The organism is Paenibacillus sp. LX16 (assembly GCF_036252815.1).
GTDB classification, from domain to species: domain Bacteria; phylum Bacillota; class Bacilli; order Paenibacillales; family Paenibacillaceae; genus Paenibacillus; species Paenibacillus polymyxa_B.
Genome location: NZ_CP141152.1, coordinates 5,692,017 through 5,706,842 on the forward strand (window position 1 = coordinate 5,692,017; position 14,826 = coordinate 5,706,842).

Genomic DNA, 14,826 nt, shown 5'->3' on the forward strand with positions numbered 1-14,826 from the left:
ATCCAGTAACGTTAAAGAGAGCCACAGTATACGGTGGCTCTCTTTTTATGACCTGATCCTAATTTCCACTTGGTTCTGAGCCCTTTCAACGCTATAATAGGCATCAAACCAACAGGAAAGGTACGTGAAATCCATGTTGCGATTCAATGCGATACGTACGGGCTATCTGCTGGGCATCTCACTGATACTGGCCGCAATTATTTATTTTTTCGCCTCCAATTGGGGCGGACTGGATCGGACATCCAAGATTGTACTTGCTGCTGCGCTTATTGTTCTGTTCTATGGCTTGTCTTTTGTATTTGCACGGATACGTGCTGTTCCCGGCCAACAAGCTTTTCTGTCTAATATGTTTTTGGTGGCTGGCTGTATAGCCTTTGGCGTTTCCGTGGCATTGCTCGGTCAAATTTACAATTCCCATGCGGACAGCTACGGATTGTTTTTCATTTGGTCGGTGCCGGCTCTACTGCTTAGCTGGATTACTCGCTACAATCCTTTTTATATGCTGTCTTATGTACTAATTCATCTTGGTTTGTGGCTTTATTTTTACCCTACGATGCAAAGCGCGCCTTATAGCGAGCTGGAATCGTTGTCCATTGCCGGAATGTTCGCAATAGTCAATCTGCTGCTATTTTTATTGACGTTCCTTCATCGTATACACTCTGCTCCACTACAATATATGAGCTTTACGGTTTTCCATATAGCCATGTTGGCGATGACCAACTCTTTTGCATTTGATGGGTATGGCCTGGTTATGAATATACCGCATATCGCTGTGATTGCTTTAGGATTTTATATATTTACCAAGGTGCAGCTGAATAAAACGCTACTGACCTTGAATGCATTGGCACTCTCGGCTTTTGCCGTCTTTAAATTTATAGAGCTGGCTGAGGCGTACTCCTCATCTCTGTTTTTTGTTTTTGGTTTGATTTTTGTGGCGCTGCTGCTGACGGGTAACGTGTGGTTTTTCCGTTATTTGAATCGTTTGGGAAAAACACCGCCGGAAGCAGGTGAGATATCCAATGAGGAAAAGGGAAGTATCGCGAAATCTGATACAGGGACAACGGACATCAGTACATCAAAGACTGAGACGACCGTTCCCGAGGAACGTGGCAGTGAATGGATCAGCAAAACCGTATCCCGTGTAATCAAAGTGGTTGGAGTGCTGATCGGTAGTATTTCTCTCATCGGATTGATTATGATTAGCACGAATGTAAACCACACCGAATATGTACTGTTGGTTGTGTCGTTGCTGCTTATGATTTCGATGATTGTCATACCGGAATCCAAGCTGGATTCGGTAATACGTTATACACTGCTGACCATCAGCTATATTACAGGCTTGGCGGCCATTCTGTGGTCAGATCAGACGTTGCTTTCGGTATTATTTCTGATCGTTTCCATCGCTGGATGGTTCCGCTCCAAAGGGAAAAGGCAGTTGTTTTTTGCCTACACCTTTGTAAACCTGAATCTGGCGACCATTTTATTTCAGCAGTATCAGGAGTGGGATGGTTGGAACTGGACCTATAAGTTCATCATCTTCTCTCTTTTCATCGTCAATGCCGTGTTATATGGGGTAAGTTACTTTATATTCAAGACGGAGTTAAAAGAACATCTGCGGAATAGCTCATTATTTTTCAGCTTGTTGTTCCTGTTTTGGGCGACGTTTTTCGAGGATGTCATTCCACACTCTTATATGTTCATTAACATTTTTTATTTTGTTATCGTTACCGGGATGGTCTTTGCCTTTGCCCGTCTGAAACAAAAATCGGAGGCCATCACGAGCGTTGTCTTCTGGTTTATTTTTATCGGTTTCAAATACTATGATTTATTGTGGACGCTACTGTATAAATCTTTTACCCTGGCGCTACTGGGGATCATTGCGCTCGGAATTACCTGGTGGGCGGATCGGCGAATGGCCCATAGCGGCAAAGCAGCATTCGATGCCGACCACCGCAGCTTTAGCTTTATGCGCTTAAGCCCGCTACTCATTGCCATTGTCATCGTGCTACAGCTGGGGATCATCGGGTATCAGACGGCGAGAAGTGAAACCCTGCTCGCCACAGGGGCTTCCATTAAGCTCAAACTGGCTCCTATAGACCCGCGCTCCCTGCTACAAGGCGATTATGTGGCACTGAATTACGACATATCTACCCCTCCTTCCAAGACCCCTCTTCAGGAGGAAGAATGGAGCCGAGGCAAGGTCAAAGTCGTTCTCACACCAGATAACCAAGGAGTATACGTCGCTGATCGCCTATATCAAGATGGCGAAAAACTTGCCAGTCATGAGGTCATTCTAAATGGACAGTGGTATGGTTCTCGTATTGTGTACGGTATTGAGAATTATTTCATCCCTGAGGGAACCGGACGTACTGTAGAACAGAACGCACATTTTGCCCATATTCGGGTGAGCCGCAATGGGGACGCGCTGCTGGAACGTTTGGCAGAAAGCTGACCAGATCGGCGCAGATAGTTAACGAAGCAGGCTGAACCAAGCTGCTCCATTGCTGGAGCACCACTTGGTTCAGCCTGCTTGTTTTTTCGGGTCATCGAGTTACCCTCTTATAGATAACCTTTATCCCTACGCTACGCTTATCCTCGTTTATACATCTCTCGTCCATGATGCTATTTCCTCAATATCCTGCGGCTGAGTCCGGCAACAACCACCAATCAGACGAGCTCCCGCTTCATACCATTGGCGGGCACTTTGTCCGAACGTCTCAGTGCAAGTGCTGCCGTGCCATGTCTTGGTGACCGGGTCATATTCCTCCCCCAAGTTGGGATATACCACCACAGGCTTATCCGTGTGGCTGCGTATTTCATGAATAAGCGATGGAACAAATTTCGGCAAAGTGCAATTGATTCCTACAGCAGCCACTTGCTCATGCCCATTCAGCCACTCAGCGCATGCAGCGGCAGACTCACCATTGCTGATATGCTGTCCATCCTTTGCGCTAAAGCTGATCCAGGCATACGTGCCAGGGAATTCCTTCAGCAATCGGGCGATGGCCTTGGCTTCAACCAGACAGGGTATCGTTTCACAAGCTAAAATATCTGCACCCGCCTCGATCAGAGCTTTCATACGTGGCCTGTGAAACTCCACTAGCTGTTCCTCGCTCAGCTTGTAATCGCCGCGATACTCTGACCCATCTGCCAAAAACGCCCCGTAAGGGCCAACAGAGGCCGCGACTAGCGGCTTGGGACGATGTCGCTGACTAGCAGTAGCCGTCACGTCAGCCCAAAACTCATCGCGTGCCTGCACAGCAATCCGCACCGATGATTGAATCAGCTCCAGCGCCTCATTTTCGCTTAGGCCTCGTTTAACATAGCCTTCAACGGTAGCCTGATAGCTCGCAGTAATCGCACAGTCTGCCCCAGCTTCAAAATAATCCCTATGTACACGCTTGATCGACTCCGGGTGCTCATGGAGGATTTTAGCTGACCATAAGCTATCGTTCAGATCATGTCCATGACGCTCCAGCTCGGTCGCCATTGCGCCGTCCAGCACGATCAGCTGAAATTCGTCCAGTATATGTTGTATCGGATTCATGTGGCCCCTCCTGCTCGTCTTTTCTATTTAACCCACTAATCAAGTGGGTTTTAATGATTTACATTATAGCACGAATGTTGATGAGCACTCACAAAGCCAAGAAATAATCATTCCGTGAAGACGTCGTCCCCTCTCGTTTCATTTGCCATCTGATGTAATGTATAAATTTTTTAAATTAGTTTCATAAGTTAAATTAATTAGATATTGTTCTTTTTTTCACAAAGTCATTTTACTATAAAAGTGCAAACCAACACTTTGGCCAAAAGATCAGGGAATTGCATCGTCACATTCTGCATCGTCATTTATGTGAAAAAAGGTACAAGAGAGGGTTTTATCTATGTCTTTACTAGAAATGATTACAGCGACCTTAACAGATAACAAAATTCTCAGTTCTATCGCTTCCACCGTTTTTATTATCCTTCTTGGTTTCTTTTGCCGTAAAAAGGGGATTTTTAACGCAGCAGTAGGAAAGATGTTATCCAAGGTTGTTCTAACCGTGGCTCTACCAGCACTAGCGTTTAATTCTTTCATGCAGGATATCAATCCTACAATGTTAAAACAAGGAATGAATGTTTTAATATGGGGAGTTCTAATTTATATTATTCTCATCTTTATATCTAAACCGTTTTTCCTGAGTTACAACAAGGATAAACAGGATGTTTTGCGGGTGTTAACCATTTTCGGTTCTACGACTTTCTTCGGGATTCCAATTGTCGGAGCCATTTACGGCCCTACCGGAGTGATGTACAGCTCCATTTTTAATATAGGGTACCGCATTTTCTTATACTCCTACGGCTATATCAAAATGAGCGGCTTAAAAATGGAGCTTAAAAATCTCAAAACCATGTTTTTAAATCCAATCGTTATCGCCACGTTTCTAGGCCTGTTTGTTTGGTTATTTCAAGGTTATTTGCCACAGATGAGTGTAGCTACAGAGGATGGGGCCATCCAGCAGTTCGCCTTTCTAAGAATTGATCAAACCGCTGTCTGGCTGTTCAAGCCCATGACCTACCTTGCTGGACTAGCTTCTCCGTTAGCCTGGTTATCGATTGGCTCGACATTAGGGGAGATCAGCTTCAAGACGGCAGCTACGGATAAGACCTCTTGGTATTACAGCATCGTTAAGGTTTGGCTTGTACCTATTGTTAACATCGTCTTGCTGGCTTTGTTGACTGTATCTCATATTCTGTCAGTCGATTCGGTCGCTTTAGCTACTATTGTCATCATGATGGCTACTCCTACAGCAACCGTAGCCGCAGCCTATGCCATCAGTTTTGATAAGGAAGCCATATTGACCTCCAATGCATCGCTTCTATCAACTATTACTTCTGTCGTCATGATTCCAGTGTGGATCGTTACGCTCAATGTCATTGATAAAATTGGAATTTTCTAAATCAGGGGGAAAACAACATGTTAAAAATCATTTGCTATGGTGTCCGTTCTTATGAGAAACCCTATTTCCAGGAGCTCAATAAATATAACTTCCAACTAACGCTGGTAGAAGAGTTGTTAACCACCAGCAATGCAGAATTGGCACAGCATCACGATGCCGTTTTGCTAAGAGGAAACTGTGCTGCCAATCGGGAAAATATCACAAAATTCAATGAATACGGCATTCGATATGTTTTCACCAGAACAGTCGGAATCAACCACATTGATTTGGATGCCTGCAGCGAATTCGGAATGAAGGTGGCACGCGTGCCATCCTACTCTCCGAATGCCATCGCCGAGCTCTCCTTGACCTTAGCGATGATGCTGTTCCGACACACCGCTTATATGACTACCAAAAGCTCGTTCAAAAATTTTATTGTGGATGAGCATACATTCAGCAAAGAGATTCACAATTGTAAAGTTGGGATTATCGGGGTCGGTCGTATTGGTCTGACGGAAGCCAAATTGTTTAAAGGATTAGGAGCTTCTGTTATCGGCTATGATGTGTACCCATCCGACGCAGCCAAGGAAGTCATTCCATTCACAACCTTGGATGAACTACTGGCAGAGAGCGATGTCGTTAGTGTGCATGTTCCTTATCTGCCGGGACAGAACGACCAAATGATTAATGCCAGCTTTTTAGCAAAAATGAAAAAGGGCTCTATCCTCATCAATACCTCACGTGGAGAATTACAAGATAATCAAGCCATTCTGGACGCTTTACTCAGTAATCATTTGGAGGGATTTGGGACAGATGTCTTCCCTAAAGAGGAAGAACTATTTTTCAAAGCGTTTGAACCATGGCAAATGCTCCCGGACCCAACGATCCAGAAGCTTGTGGAGCTGTATCCAAGAGTTTTGGTAACGCCTCATGCTGGCTCGAATACCGTTACGGCGTTATCCAACATGATTGAAACTAGCTACGACAACTTCCATGATATCGTTACAACTCATTCTTCAGATAACCTGGTCCCACTTCCTGTCCTCTCTATGAAATAAATAATTAGGAAGCTCGGCACCTTTGTTGAACAAAAAAAGAACCGCTATTTCCAGATTACAATGGAAATGGCGGTTCTTTTATATCAGGATTCAACTGATAGAGCATTAGCGGCCTGCCAACCTTGTGGTATTCTATCGATTCAACCAGAAAGCCATCGTCCACCAGGAACTGAATATATTTTTTTACCGTGATACGGGACAAGTCCACTTCTCTGGCTAACGTTTCAACCGAGAAGGGTCCGTCCAGATCTTGAATACTCTTCAGTATCGTGGTCATGGTCAGTTTGGACAAATTTTTAGACAGGTTTTTCGGTAGATTATGCGATGGATGTTCAACAGGTTTTTTCTTTTCCACACCCGCATGCTCTTCTTTATTAAAATAATGGTCAATAACAGCTTGATTAATTCCGTTCCCTTCCTCCATCACCGTGGCCAGACGCTGGATTTTCTCAACAGCCAGTCTAAAGCGTTCGAATGTAAAGGGTTTAATTAAATAGTCTGCAACACCATAAAAAACAGCTTCCTTCACCGTCTGAATATCTTTTGCAGCCGTAATTAAAATAACCGAAGCATGATACTGATGCTCCTGCATATGTGATAATAAAGTTAATCCGCTTTTTCCAGGTAAATAAACGTCCAGTAATACCAGATCCGGTGACCATTTTTGAAGGCAGTCCTGTGCTTTCTTGACGGTATCTGCCTTACATACAACGTCCAAATTGTCCATGCGCTCGATAAACTGTTGATTGAGCTCAGCAACCATCGGATCATCCTCAACAATTAGAACTTTCATTCGTTTGTCACCTCCAATGTACAGGGCAACTCTACATATATGCTTGTTCCCAGACCCGGTTGGCTATCAAGCTCAATGATTCCTTGATGATTTTCCACCATGGTTTTAACCAGATTCAAGCCGTAGCCTCTGTCTTCTCCTTTGGTTGAAAAACCATGCTCGAATATTCTCTTTTGCATCTCAAAATCAATCCCCAGCCCATTATCTTTCACTTTCAAAATGAATACATTTCCCTCACACTCATAGTTCAATTTCAGCTCAATTTTGCCGGGTTCTTTCTTTTGTAAGATGGAATCTATGGCGTTGTCAAAAAAATTACCCAGGATGTGTATGACATCATGAACGATATCCTGCATCTCCACATTAGAGACATTCGAGCTTTCTGCAAGAAGAACCGAAATATTCTGTTCGCGTGCTTCGTTGATTTTACCCATAATAAAACCTGCTAATGCCGGTACTTTAATTCTCTCCGTCAAAAAGCCTACCTCATCTTGATACCGGTGATTTAGCTGCTGAATATATTGACTGACCTCCGCATATTTCCTCATTTCAATCAGTCCGGATATTACGTGCATTTTGTTCATAAATTCATGGGTCTGTCCGCGAAGGGAGTTAATATAATATTTTGTACCACTTAACTGGTTGCTAAGATGAATCATCTCGGATTGGTCGCGCAGCGTTGCAACTGCCCCAAAAAACTCATTTTCAATATATATAGGGGTTACTGTCGCAATGACTTCTATACCATTCACATAAAATGAGCGATCCTTGATTTTCTTTTTATCATCAAACACTCTCTTGAAGAGCACGTTATAAAAGTTGGTATCTAGCTGCTCGCCAATCGGGGCTTTCATCTCTTGGTTTGCCAGTTGATACTTGGCCTGAGCTTCTTTGTTCATGAGCATAATTTTCTTGTCAGCCGAAATGGCTATAATTCCTTCAGCGACCTCATTTTCAATAATTTCTTTTTCGCGCAATCGTGTTGCTATCTCTTGCGGCTCAAGCCCAAATAAAATGGTTTTGATTTTCTGAGCCAGAATGATCGCGCCCAAAACTCCGCTAAAGAGCCCCAGCATCAGCCCCCCAAAAATGGTATACTGCGCCTGCATCAAATCATGATTTAGGGTTCTCATGGTCAGCCCTACACATACAATGCCAATGACCTCATGCTGTTGATTAAATATCGGCGTAAAATATCGGTAACCTTTGCCCAAAATACCTATATTCTCAGAAAAATGTCCCTGACCGGATAGTGCTCTTCTGGCATCATTCAAATCAGAGAACGGTTTACCAACCATCGTTGCATTCGGATGAGATAGCCGAATTAAATCGTGGTTCAGAATGACAACAAAATCCACATTAACGTTGTGCATGACTCCAAGCGAGTAGTCTTGGATCTGCTTCACAGGAACTCCCTGCTCAACATTACGAATAACATCGTTGTCACTGGCAACCATCTTGGCAATACCCGAAAGTTTTTCCTTCGTATTATCAAAATGCTTGTTAATCACGAAATTGCGAATGAGAAGCAAGGATATAATTAAAGAAATAATGATAACTAAAACAACCAAAATAATAATCATGAATTGTAGCGAAACTTTGAATTGTCGTCTCGGTTTCGACTTACCTTTTAACCGCAACCCCATCACCTAGCTTCTTTCTCAAGCTCTCCATCGGGAAGAAGAGCATGTCTTCTGCTCCTATAATCCCTTGATATTCGACACCGTTTGACAATTTCCTTCTTTAATCTACAAGCTGTATAAACCTCCACCGACAACAAACGCAGCCTCTATCTGAAATAAAACAATATGCTGAATAAGGAAGAATCAATTCTCCATAATAAGGACGTATACCTAACGAAATGGAGGATATCGGATGATTGACAATCTCGAAAGCAATTACAACTGCGCTAATGCAGGACAAGACCTTCATCAGCTCAAGCAGGAACTCGCTGCGCTTCAGGAACAAGGTGCAAACGACCAGGCGTCCGAGGAAGCCATTCATCGACTGGAAAATCAAATTTCGTTCATCTTGAACAAGTGCGATATTAACCACTAGTTAAAGCTTGGCTATTTCAGTAAAATAAATAAAACCGGCTTGTCTTTAAAAGACAAGCCGGTTTTATATGAATTAGTGTATGCAAAAAGGTTCCAAATTCACAAAATTCCCCGTATCTCATCCAATGACTGCACCTTTTCCCGCTGCATCCATTGTTCAAGGCCATGTACCAGCTCAGCCCCTGCATGTAAATGGACAAAATTGTACGTTCCCACCTGAATTGCAGCGGCCCCTGCCATGGTGAATTCAATAATATCCTCCACCGAGCTAATCCCGCCCATTCCAATCACCGGAATCGACACCGCCTGCGACACCTGGTGAACCATGCGCAAAGCAATCGGTTTAATTGCCGGGCCAGAAAGACCAGCATACGTGTTGGCGAAGACACTGCGACGCCGGCGTATATCTATTTTCATTGCAGAAAATGTATTGATCAGCGAAACTCCGTCTGCGCCTTCTTCCTCGCACATAACCGCCATCTGCGTGATGTTCTCTGCGTTTGGAGACAGCTTGACAACCAACGGAAGTGCCGTCACATTGCGCACCTGACGCACAACCTCCCGCGCTACCTCCGTCTGGATACCAAATTGCATTCCACCCTGCTTCACATTGGGACATGAAATGTTCAATTCCAGCATATCAACGCCTCTTCGATTCATCGTGCGTCGTTTTTGCGCGTTTTCCGTAATCATCGCTACGGCCTGAACATATTCCTCCAGATTGGAGCCGCCTACGTTGGCAATAATAGCCGTGTTCCAGTGAGTCATGTCATCTAGCTCATCCTTCAAAAAGGCGGCAACCCCCGGATTCTCCAGCCCCACACTATTGAGCATGCCGGATGCTGTCTCATGTATTCGTGATCCCGTATTACCAGCCTTCGGATGCAAGGTAAGTCCCTTGCCGACGATGCCGCCCAATAATTCAGGAGAATAAAATTCCGCATACTCACGTCCGAATCCAAACGTACCGGAAGCCATGATGATTGGGTTCTTGAACGGTACACCCGCAATATTACACGCCATGGAGATCATCGAACTCCACCTCCTCCACCGGGAATACAGGCCCTTCTTTACATACCCTCCGATTGCCTCCACGGGTACGCATCGTACAGCCCAAACATGCGCCAATACCACAGGCCATGTGTCTTTCAGTTGAAATATATAAACGGGACGATGTATCCACCGTTTTCATGGCGAGTGCTTTCAACATCGGAGTTGGCCCGCAAGAGAACATATTTGCATAGAGCGTCGGATCGACCTGTTCGACGATGCTTCCCCCTACCTTGACCTGTACAGATGCCGCCACAGCTTCGAACGCTTCAACCCCGAAGGCTTGCTGTGCAAACCCCAGATAAACGTGCGCATGCGGGTAATACTTTGCAGCCAACAGCAACGGAGCTGTGCCCATGCCACCGCCGATTAAAGCCAAACTACCCTCTATCTGCGGAAAACCGTTTCCGAAAGGTCCTTCTAACTGAATTTCCTGACCAGGCTGTAATTGGGAGAACAGATTTGTCCCCTCTCCAACAACCCGGTACAAAAAGGAAATACTCTCTTCCCCGATATCATAAATGCTGATGGGTCTGGGCAGCAGTGGGTAACCTGCCCCGCTGCGCAGCATGTAAAACTGCCCCATGTTCCCTTTAAACTTTCCCTCTATTTTCATCACATAGATGCCCGGAACGAGCGTCACATTCGAAATTACGTTAGCCATATAACCCCTCCACTAACCACTCACTATAACGTAAAAGCAGCAACTATTACGTGACTATTTTCACATTTGCGGGCAACGTTTCGCCCTGCTACTCGTGATATAAAAAAGCGTACTCCTGTTAGAGAGTACGCTTGTGTATTTAACTAATGGCTTCGCGCTCCGCATTGCGGCTACCCTTGGCATCCTTGCGAATTTGCTTGCTGCGTAGCTGTCCGCAGGCTGCGTCAATATCGACTCCATGCTCCAGCCGAACACTACAGCTAATGCCTTGTTTTTTCAGCACATCATAGAAGCCAGTAATCGACTCCGACTCACTCCGCTGGTATTGGCTATGCTCATCCACCGGATTGTACGGAATCAGGTTTACATTGGCCAGATTACGACGATGGCCCACCAGCTCAGCCAGTTCGAGCGCATGCTCCTTACCGTCATTAACATCCTTCAGCAAGATGTACTCCAGCGTAATCCGACGATTCGTTTTATCCAAATAATAATCAATCGCCTGCATGAGTTTCTCAATCGGAATTGCCCGGTTGATCTTCATAATGCGAGTACGAATCTCATTATTCGGAGCGTGGAGGGAGATCGCCAGATTGACATGCAGGTCGGAATCTGCAAATTCAATGATTTTATCAGCCAGTCCACTTGTGGACACGGTAATATGCCGCGGCCCAATCGCTAGCCCTTTGTGATCCTTAATGACCCGAATGAAATCGGACAGGTTCACGAAGTTATCAAACGGTTCGCCAATTCCCATCACAACAACATGACTGACTTGGTCGCCCGGACGTTCCTGATCCAGATACAGCTGGACCTTCATAATTTGCTCTACAATTTCACCGCTGGACAGGTCACGGCTCTTCTTCAACAATCCGCTCGCACAGAAGCTGCACCCAATGTTACATCCTACCTGCGTAGTCACACATACGGATAAGCCAAACTTATGCCGCATCAATACCGTCTCAATCAAATTACCATCCTGAAGCCGGAACAAGAACTTGACCGTCCCGTCTGCTGACTGTTGCTTCACGTGTTCTTCAAGTGTTTCAATGGAAAAGTGCTCTGCCAACAGGCGAGCACAATCCTCATGAACCTCTGCCATCGCTGCAAAATCAGTAACCCGCTTCCGATACAATGCGTCCCATACCTGCAATGCCCGGGATTTCTTATGTCCATGCTCGATGAGCCATGCTGTCAATTGATCTAGCGTTAATCCATAAATGGATTCTTTTTTCATGTTCGATCCTCTTTTCAAAACATTCAAATTCGTATTTCTATATATAAACCCTAGCCATCACGACTCGTCTCAACTATCATTGCATCATAGCATGTTTAAGCAATCTGCGCTATTTAGACGCCTCCTTCATTGTCCCAAATTTTAATTATGAACACAAGGGGGCAGGTACATTGTTTTTCCTGTTCAACAAGAGCACGCAAAGACAGGATTACAGATGCTCCTAATGATATGATTACAACCAAGGAAGGTGATGCGGTTGGAATGGTTGCTTCGGATCAAGAGCGCACTAGATCTGATGGAAGAGAGAATGCAGCAGCCACTCGATATTGATGAAATTGCAAAGGCAGCCTATTCGTCTCCTTTCCATTTTCAGCGTATGTTTCATATGCTAACCGGCGTCACGGTTGCAGAATATGTACGCAAACGTCGATTGACCTTGGCTGCTCAGGAATTGAGTCTTTCTTCCGCCAAGGTGCTGGATGTAGCGTTCAAATACGGATATGATTCCCCCGAATCTTTTTCTAAAGCGTTCCGAAAGGTACACGGTATTTCTCCCTCTGAGGCCAGAAGCCCTGGGGTAAACCTGAAAGCCTTTCCACGCATCACCTTCCATCTATCGTTGAAGGGAGAACAGGAAATGGATTACAAAATTGTAGAGAAAGCGGCCTTTACGGTCATTGGCAAGTCCATTCAAGTCACCACTAAGAACGGTGATAATCTTAGAGAAATCCCAAAATTCTGGAACGAACTGAATGCGGATGGTACATCGGATCGGATTCATGCCTTGGGGACAGGCGACGATATCCTCGGTATTTGTTTGGATTTCAAACATGAAGAAGAGACGTTTAGTTACTTAATCGCCGCAGAAGGCAGCGAAGACGTAGCGACCGCGAATGGGCTGGAATCCAGAACCATTCCGGCTTCAACCTGGGCAGTGTTCACATCCATCGGTCCTATGCCTCACTCGATCCAAAAGGTATGGCAAAGAATTTTTCAGGAATGGTTCCCTGCCAGTAATTATGAGCATTCAGGCGGCCCGGAACTGGAAGTGTATACTATGGGAGATTCACATGCTGAAGACTACCGAAGTGAAGTTTGGATTCCGATTAAGAAAAAGTAAAAAACGAACCGACTGCCTATTGCAGTCGGTTTTATACCGTACTGCATTTACATCATAAGGTGACAGAATACACAATTCCCTGCATACTCGCTACTCTAGCTTAATGCTCCCAGGCAATTCCCCAAGCTCCTCTTTCAACACAGAATATAGTTTTGAATCTGCCGGCTTTAGCGGATAGTCTGTTGCTTTGCAAAGAAGGCCGAAGGTCATATCGATCAGGCTGCCGCTTAATTCTCTCACCGCTGCTCCTGCCGGGATAGGACTGACCAGAATTTGTGGCACAAGGGCAATACCCAAATCGCTTTCCACATAAAATTTCAGAGCCGTCATGCTGCCAATTTCCATCGTGTCTAGCGTGGTTATTCCATATTCCTTCATGACCATTTCAAGTTTGCGACGATATGGACAGGTGGCCGATGTAATAAGCAACCGATGCCCCTGTAAATCCTCTGGCGCAATGTTTTCTTTTTCCGCAAGCGGGTGATTTTCAGGCATCAAAACTACAAATTTCTCCCTAAATAAAGGTTCAAAATATAGCTCTGTGCCCACATCCGGTGTGGAACACAGCGCTAAGTCAATATCTCCCTTGAGAATACGCTCGCTTAAGGTAGGGGTATTCCCAAACTCAACAGAAATCTGAATGTTCGGATAATGGGTTAAGAAACGTTTTAAAATTTCTGGTAATCGGTAACTGGCAGTCGGTTCGGTCACTCCTATACGAATGTTGCCTGCGGTTCCTCTTTGCAGATTGTCCATATTTTTATGCAATTGCTCCATATCCTTTACAATATGTAGACTTTGCTCGTAAAACATCCTGCCCGCTTCAGTTAACTTTATTTTCTTGCCCCGTTCGATCAGTTGAATTCCCATATCGGACTCCAGCTTCTGTATTTGCATCGTCACGGTAGATTGTGCATAATTCAACTCTTCTGCTGCACGCATAAAACTCCCGTAATTCACAATCATTTGAAATGTTTTGAGTGTTTTAATGTCCATTCTCAGTCTCCTATATGCACAATTAATTCAATTTTATTGAATTGTAAATTCAGTTAATTCAATTATACAGAACACAATACATCCTCTACAATGATACATATCAGATCATATTATTTTCAGACGCAAAATGAACTGGTTGGAGAAGGAGCGAATATATATGGATTTACATCAAAAAGTAGCACTGGTTACAGGTGGAGGTACAGGAATTGGGAGAGCCGTATGTATGGCCTTAGCAGATCGAAAAGCTACGGTAGTCGTAAACTATTCCCGCTCTAAAAACGATGCTGAGGAAACTGTACGTATGATCCTTGAAAAGGGCGGACGTGCTATCGCATTACAGGCAGATGTTTCCCGAGATCAGGAAGTTCGAATTATGGTTGACCAGATTGTCCATCAATTCGGTACGATTGATATACTTGTGAATAACGCTAGCACTACGCATCACATTCCTATGGATGATCTGGAGGCAGCCACGGAAGAGGTATGGGATGATCTATTTAATGTAAATGTAAAAGGCATGTTTTACTGTGCCAGAGCCGTAGCTCCTTTTATGAAGCGTAGTAAACAAGGGGCTATCGTCAATCTTGGAAGTATAGCAGGACAAACAGGGCTAGGTTCCTCTCTTCCCTATGCGGTATCCAAAGCGGCCGTCCACGGGCTGACCAAATCTTTAGCACGAGCACTGGCACCGGATATTCGCGTCAATTGCATCGTGCCGGGAGCCGTAGCGACAAGATGGTGGGCAGGCCGGGAAGAACAAATGAAAACATTGGCCCCTCACCTGCTGCTACAGCGGATTTCCACGCCCGAGGATATCGCCAGCATGATCTGCTCTGCTTTGGAGCAAGAAGCCATGACAGGCCAGATCATTACGGTGGACAGCGGACAAACATTGTAAGGATACTGAGACTTCTGGGTAAAAACAAGCCGCC

The 14,826-nt window shown here is 44.8% G+C and carries 13 protein-coding genes; 6 read left to right on the forward strand and 7 right to left on the reverse strand.

The annotated features are described in order from the left end of the window. Positions 1 to 133: 133 nt before the first annotated feature. The gene (locus tag T3H97_RS25515; protein WP_328802881.1) at positions 134 to 2,452 is read left to right on the forward strand and encodes a GDYXXLXY domain-containing protein; all 2,319 of its coding nucleotides are present in this window, start codon (positions 134 to 136) and stop codon (positions 2,450 to 2,452) included. A 147-nt stretch (positions 2,453 to 2,599) separates the two neighbouring features. Here the strand turns inward: T3H97_RS25515 and mmuM are convergent, their stop codons facing one another. After that, complete coding sequence (gene mmuM, locus T3H97_RS25520) at positions 2,600 to 3,547, reverse strand: homocysteine S-methyltransferase (RefSeq protein ID WP_328801268.1); 948 nt, start codon at positions 3,545 to 3,547, stop codon at positions 2,600 to 2,602. Between the two features lie 337 nt (positions 3,548 to 3,884). Here mmuM and T3H97_RS25525 point away from each other — a divergent pair, with 337 nt between their 5' ends. Both T3H97_RS25525 and T3H97_RS25530 read left to right on the forward strand, forming a co-directional pair. Beyond that, positions 3,885 to 4,940 (forward strand): AEC family transporter, encoded by a 1,056-nt coding sequence (locus tag T3H97_RS25525; protein WP_328801269.1) that lies wholly within the window; start codon positions 3,885 to 3,887, stop codon positions 4,938 to 4,940. A 17-nt stretch (positions 4,941 to 4,957) separates the two neighbouring features. Continuing rightward, a complete protein-coding gene (locus T3H97_RS25530; RefSeq protein ID WP_328801270.1) occupies positions 4,958 to 5,977 on the forward strand; it encodes a 2-hydroxyacid dehydrogenase in 1,020 nt (339 codons plus the stop codon). 55 nt (positions 5,978 to 6,032) lie between these two features. Here the strand turns inward: T3H97_RS25530 and T3H97_RS25535 are convergent, their stop codons facing one another. Continuing rightward, the gene (locus T3H97_RS25535; protein WP_328801271.1) at positions 6,033 to 6,770 is read right to left on the reverse strand and encodes a response regulator; all 738 of its coding nucleotides are present in this window, start codon (positions 6,768 to 6,770) and stop codon (positions 6,033 to 6,035) included. Further along, the gene (locus T3H97_RS25540) at positions 6,767 to 8,416 is read right to left on the reverse strand and encodes an ATP-binding protein (RefSeq protein WP_328801272.1); all 1,650 of its coding nucleotides are present in this window, start codon (positions 8,414 to 8,416) and stop codon (positions 6,767 to 6,769) included. The genes T3H97_RS25535 and T3H97_RS25540 overlap by 4 nt, the downstream gene beginning before the upstream one ends. 229 nt (positions 8,417 to 8,645) lie before the next feature. Here T3H97_RS25540 and T3H97_RS25545 point away from each other — a divergent pair, with 229 nt between their 5' ends. Then, on the forward strand, positions 8,646 to 8,828 hold the full coding sequence (locus T3H97_RS25545; RefSeq protein WP_013312637.1) for a hypothetical protein: 183 nt from the start codon (positions 8,646 to 8,648) through the stop codon (positions 8,826 to 8,828). Positions 8,829 to 8,926: 98 nt separating this feature from the next. Here T3H97_RS25545 and T3H97_RS25550 read toward each other — a convergent pair whose 3' ends face one another. From T3H97_RS25550 to rlmN, 3 genes are all read right to left on the reverse strand, one after another. Next, complete coding sequence (locus T3H97_RS25550; protein WP_328801273.1) at positions 8,927 to 9,859, reverse strand: dihydroorotate dehydrogenase; 933 nt, start codon at positions 9,857 to 9,859, stop codon at positions 8,927 to 8,929. Continuing rightward, positions 9,840 to 10,541 carry a dihydroorotate dehydrogenase electron transfer subunit gene (locus tag T3H97_RS25555; protein WP_328801275.1) on the reverse strand — a complete coding sequence of 234 codons (702 nt, stop codon included), beginning with the start codon at positions 10,539 to 10,541 and terminating at the stop codon, positions 9,840 to 9,842. The genes T3H97_RS25550 and T3H97_RS25555 overlap by 20 nt, the downstream gene beginning before the upstream one ends. Before the next feature lie 139 nt (positions 10,542 to 10,680). After that, positions 10,681 to 11,778, reverse strand: a complete 1,098-nt coding sequence (gene rlmN, locus T3H97_RS25560) for a dual-specificity RNA methyltransferase RlmN (protein ID WP_328801276.1) — start codon at positions 11,776 to 11,778, stop codon at positions 10,681 to 10,683. 250 nt (positions 11,779 to 12,028) lie between these two features. On the opposite strand from rlmN, the gene T3H97_RS25565 reads away from it, so the two are divergent. After that, complete coding sequence (locus tag T3H97_RS25565; RefSeq protein WP_328801277.1) at positions 12,029 to 12,898, forward strand: AraC family transcriptional regulator; 870 nt, start codon at positions 12,029 to 12,031, stop codon at positions 12,896 to 12,898. A gap of 90 nt (positions 12,899 to 12,988) precedes the next feature. On the opposite strand, the gene T3H97_RS25570 is transcribed toward T3H97_RS25565, so the two are convergent. Further along, on the reverse strand, positions 12,989 to 13,894 hold the full coding sequence (locus T3H97_RS25570) for a LysR family transcriptional regulator (protein WP_328801278.1): 906 nt from the start codon (positions 13,892 to 13,894) through the stop codon (positions 12,989 to 12,991). 157 nt (positions 13,895 to 14,051) lie between these two features. Here T3H97_RS25570 and T3H97_RS25575 point away from each other — a divergent pair, with 157 nt between their 5' ends. Continuing rightward, on the forward strand, positions 14,052 to 14,792 hold the full coding sequence (locus tag T3H97_RS25575) for an SDR family NAD(P)-dependent oxidoreductase (protein WP_328801279.1): 741 nt from the start codon (positions 14,052 to 14,054) through the stop codon (positions 14,790 to 14,792). Positions 14,793 to 14,826: the final 34 nt, after the last annotated feature.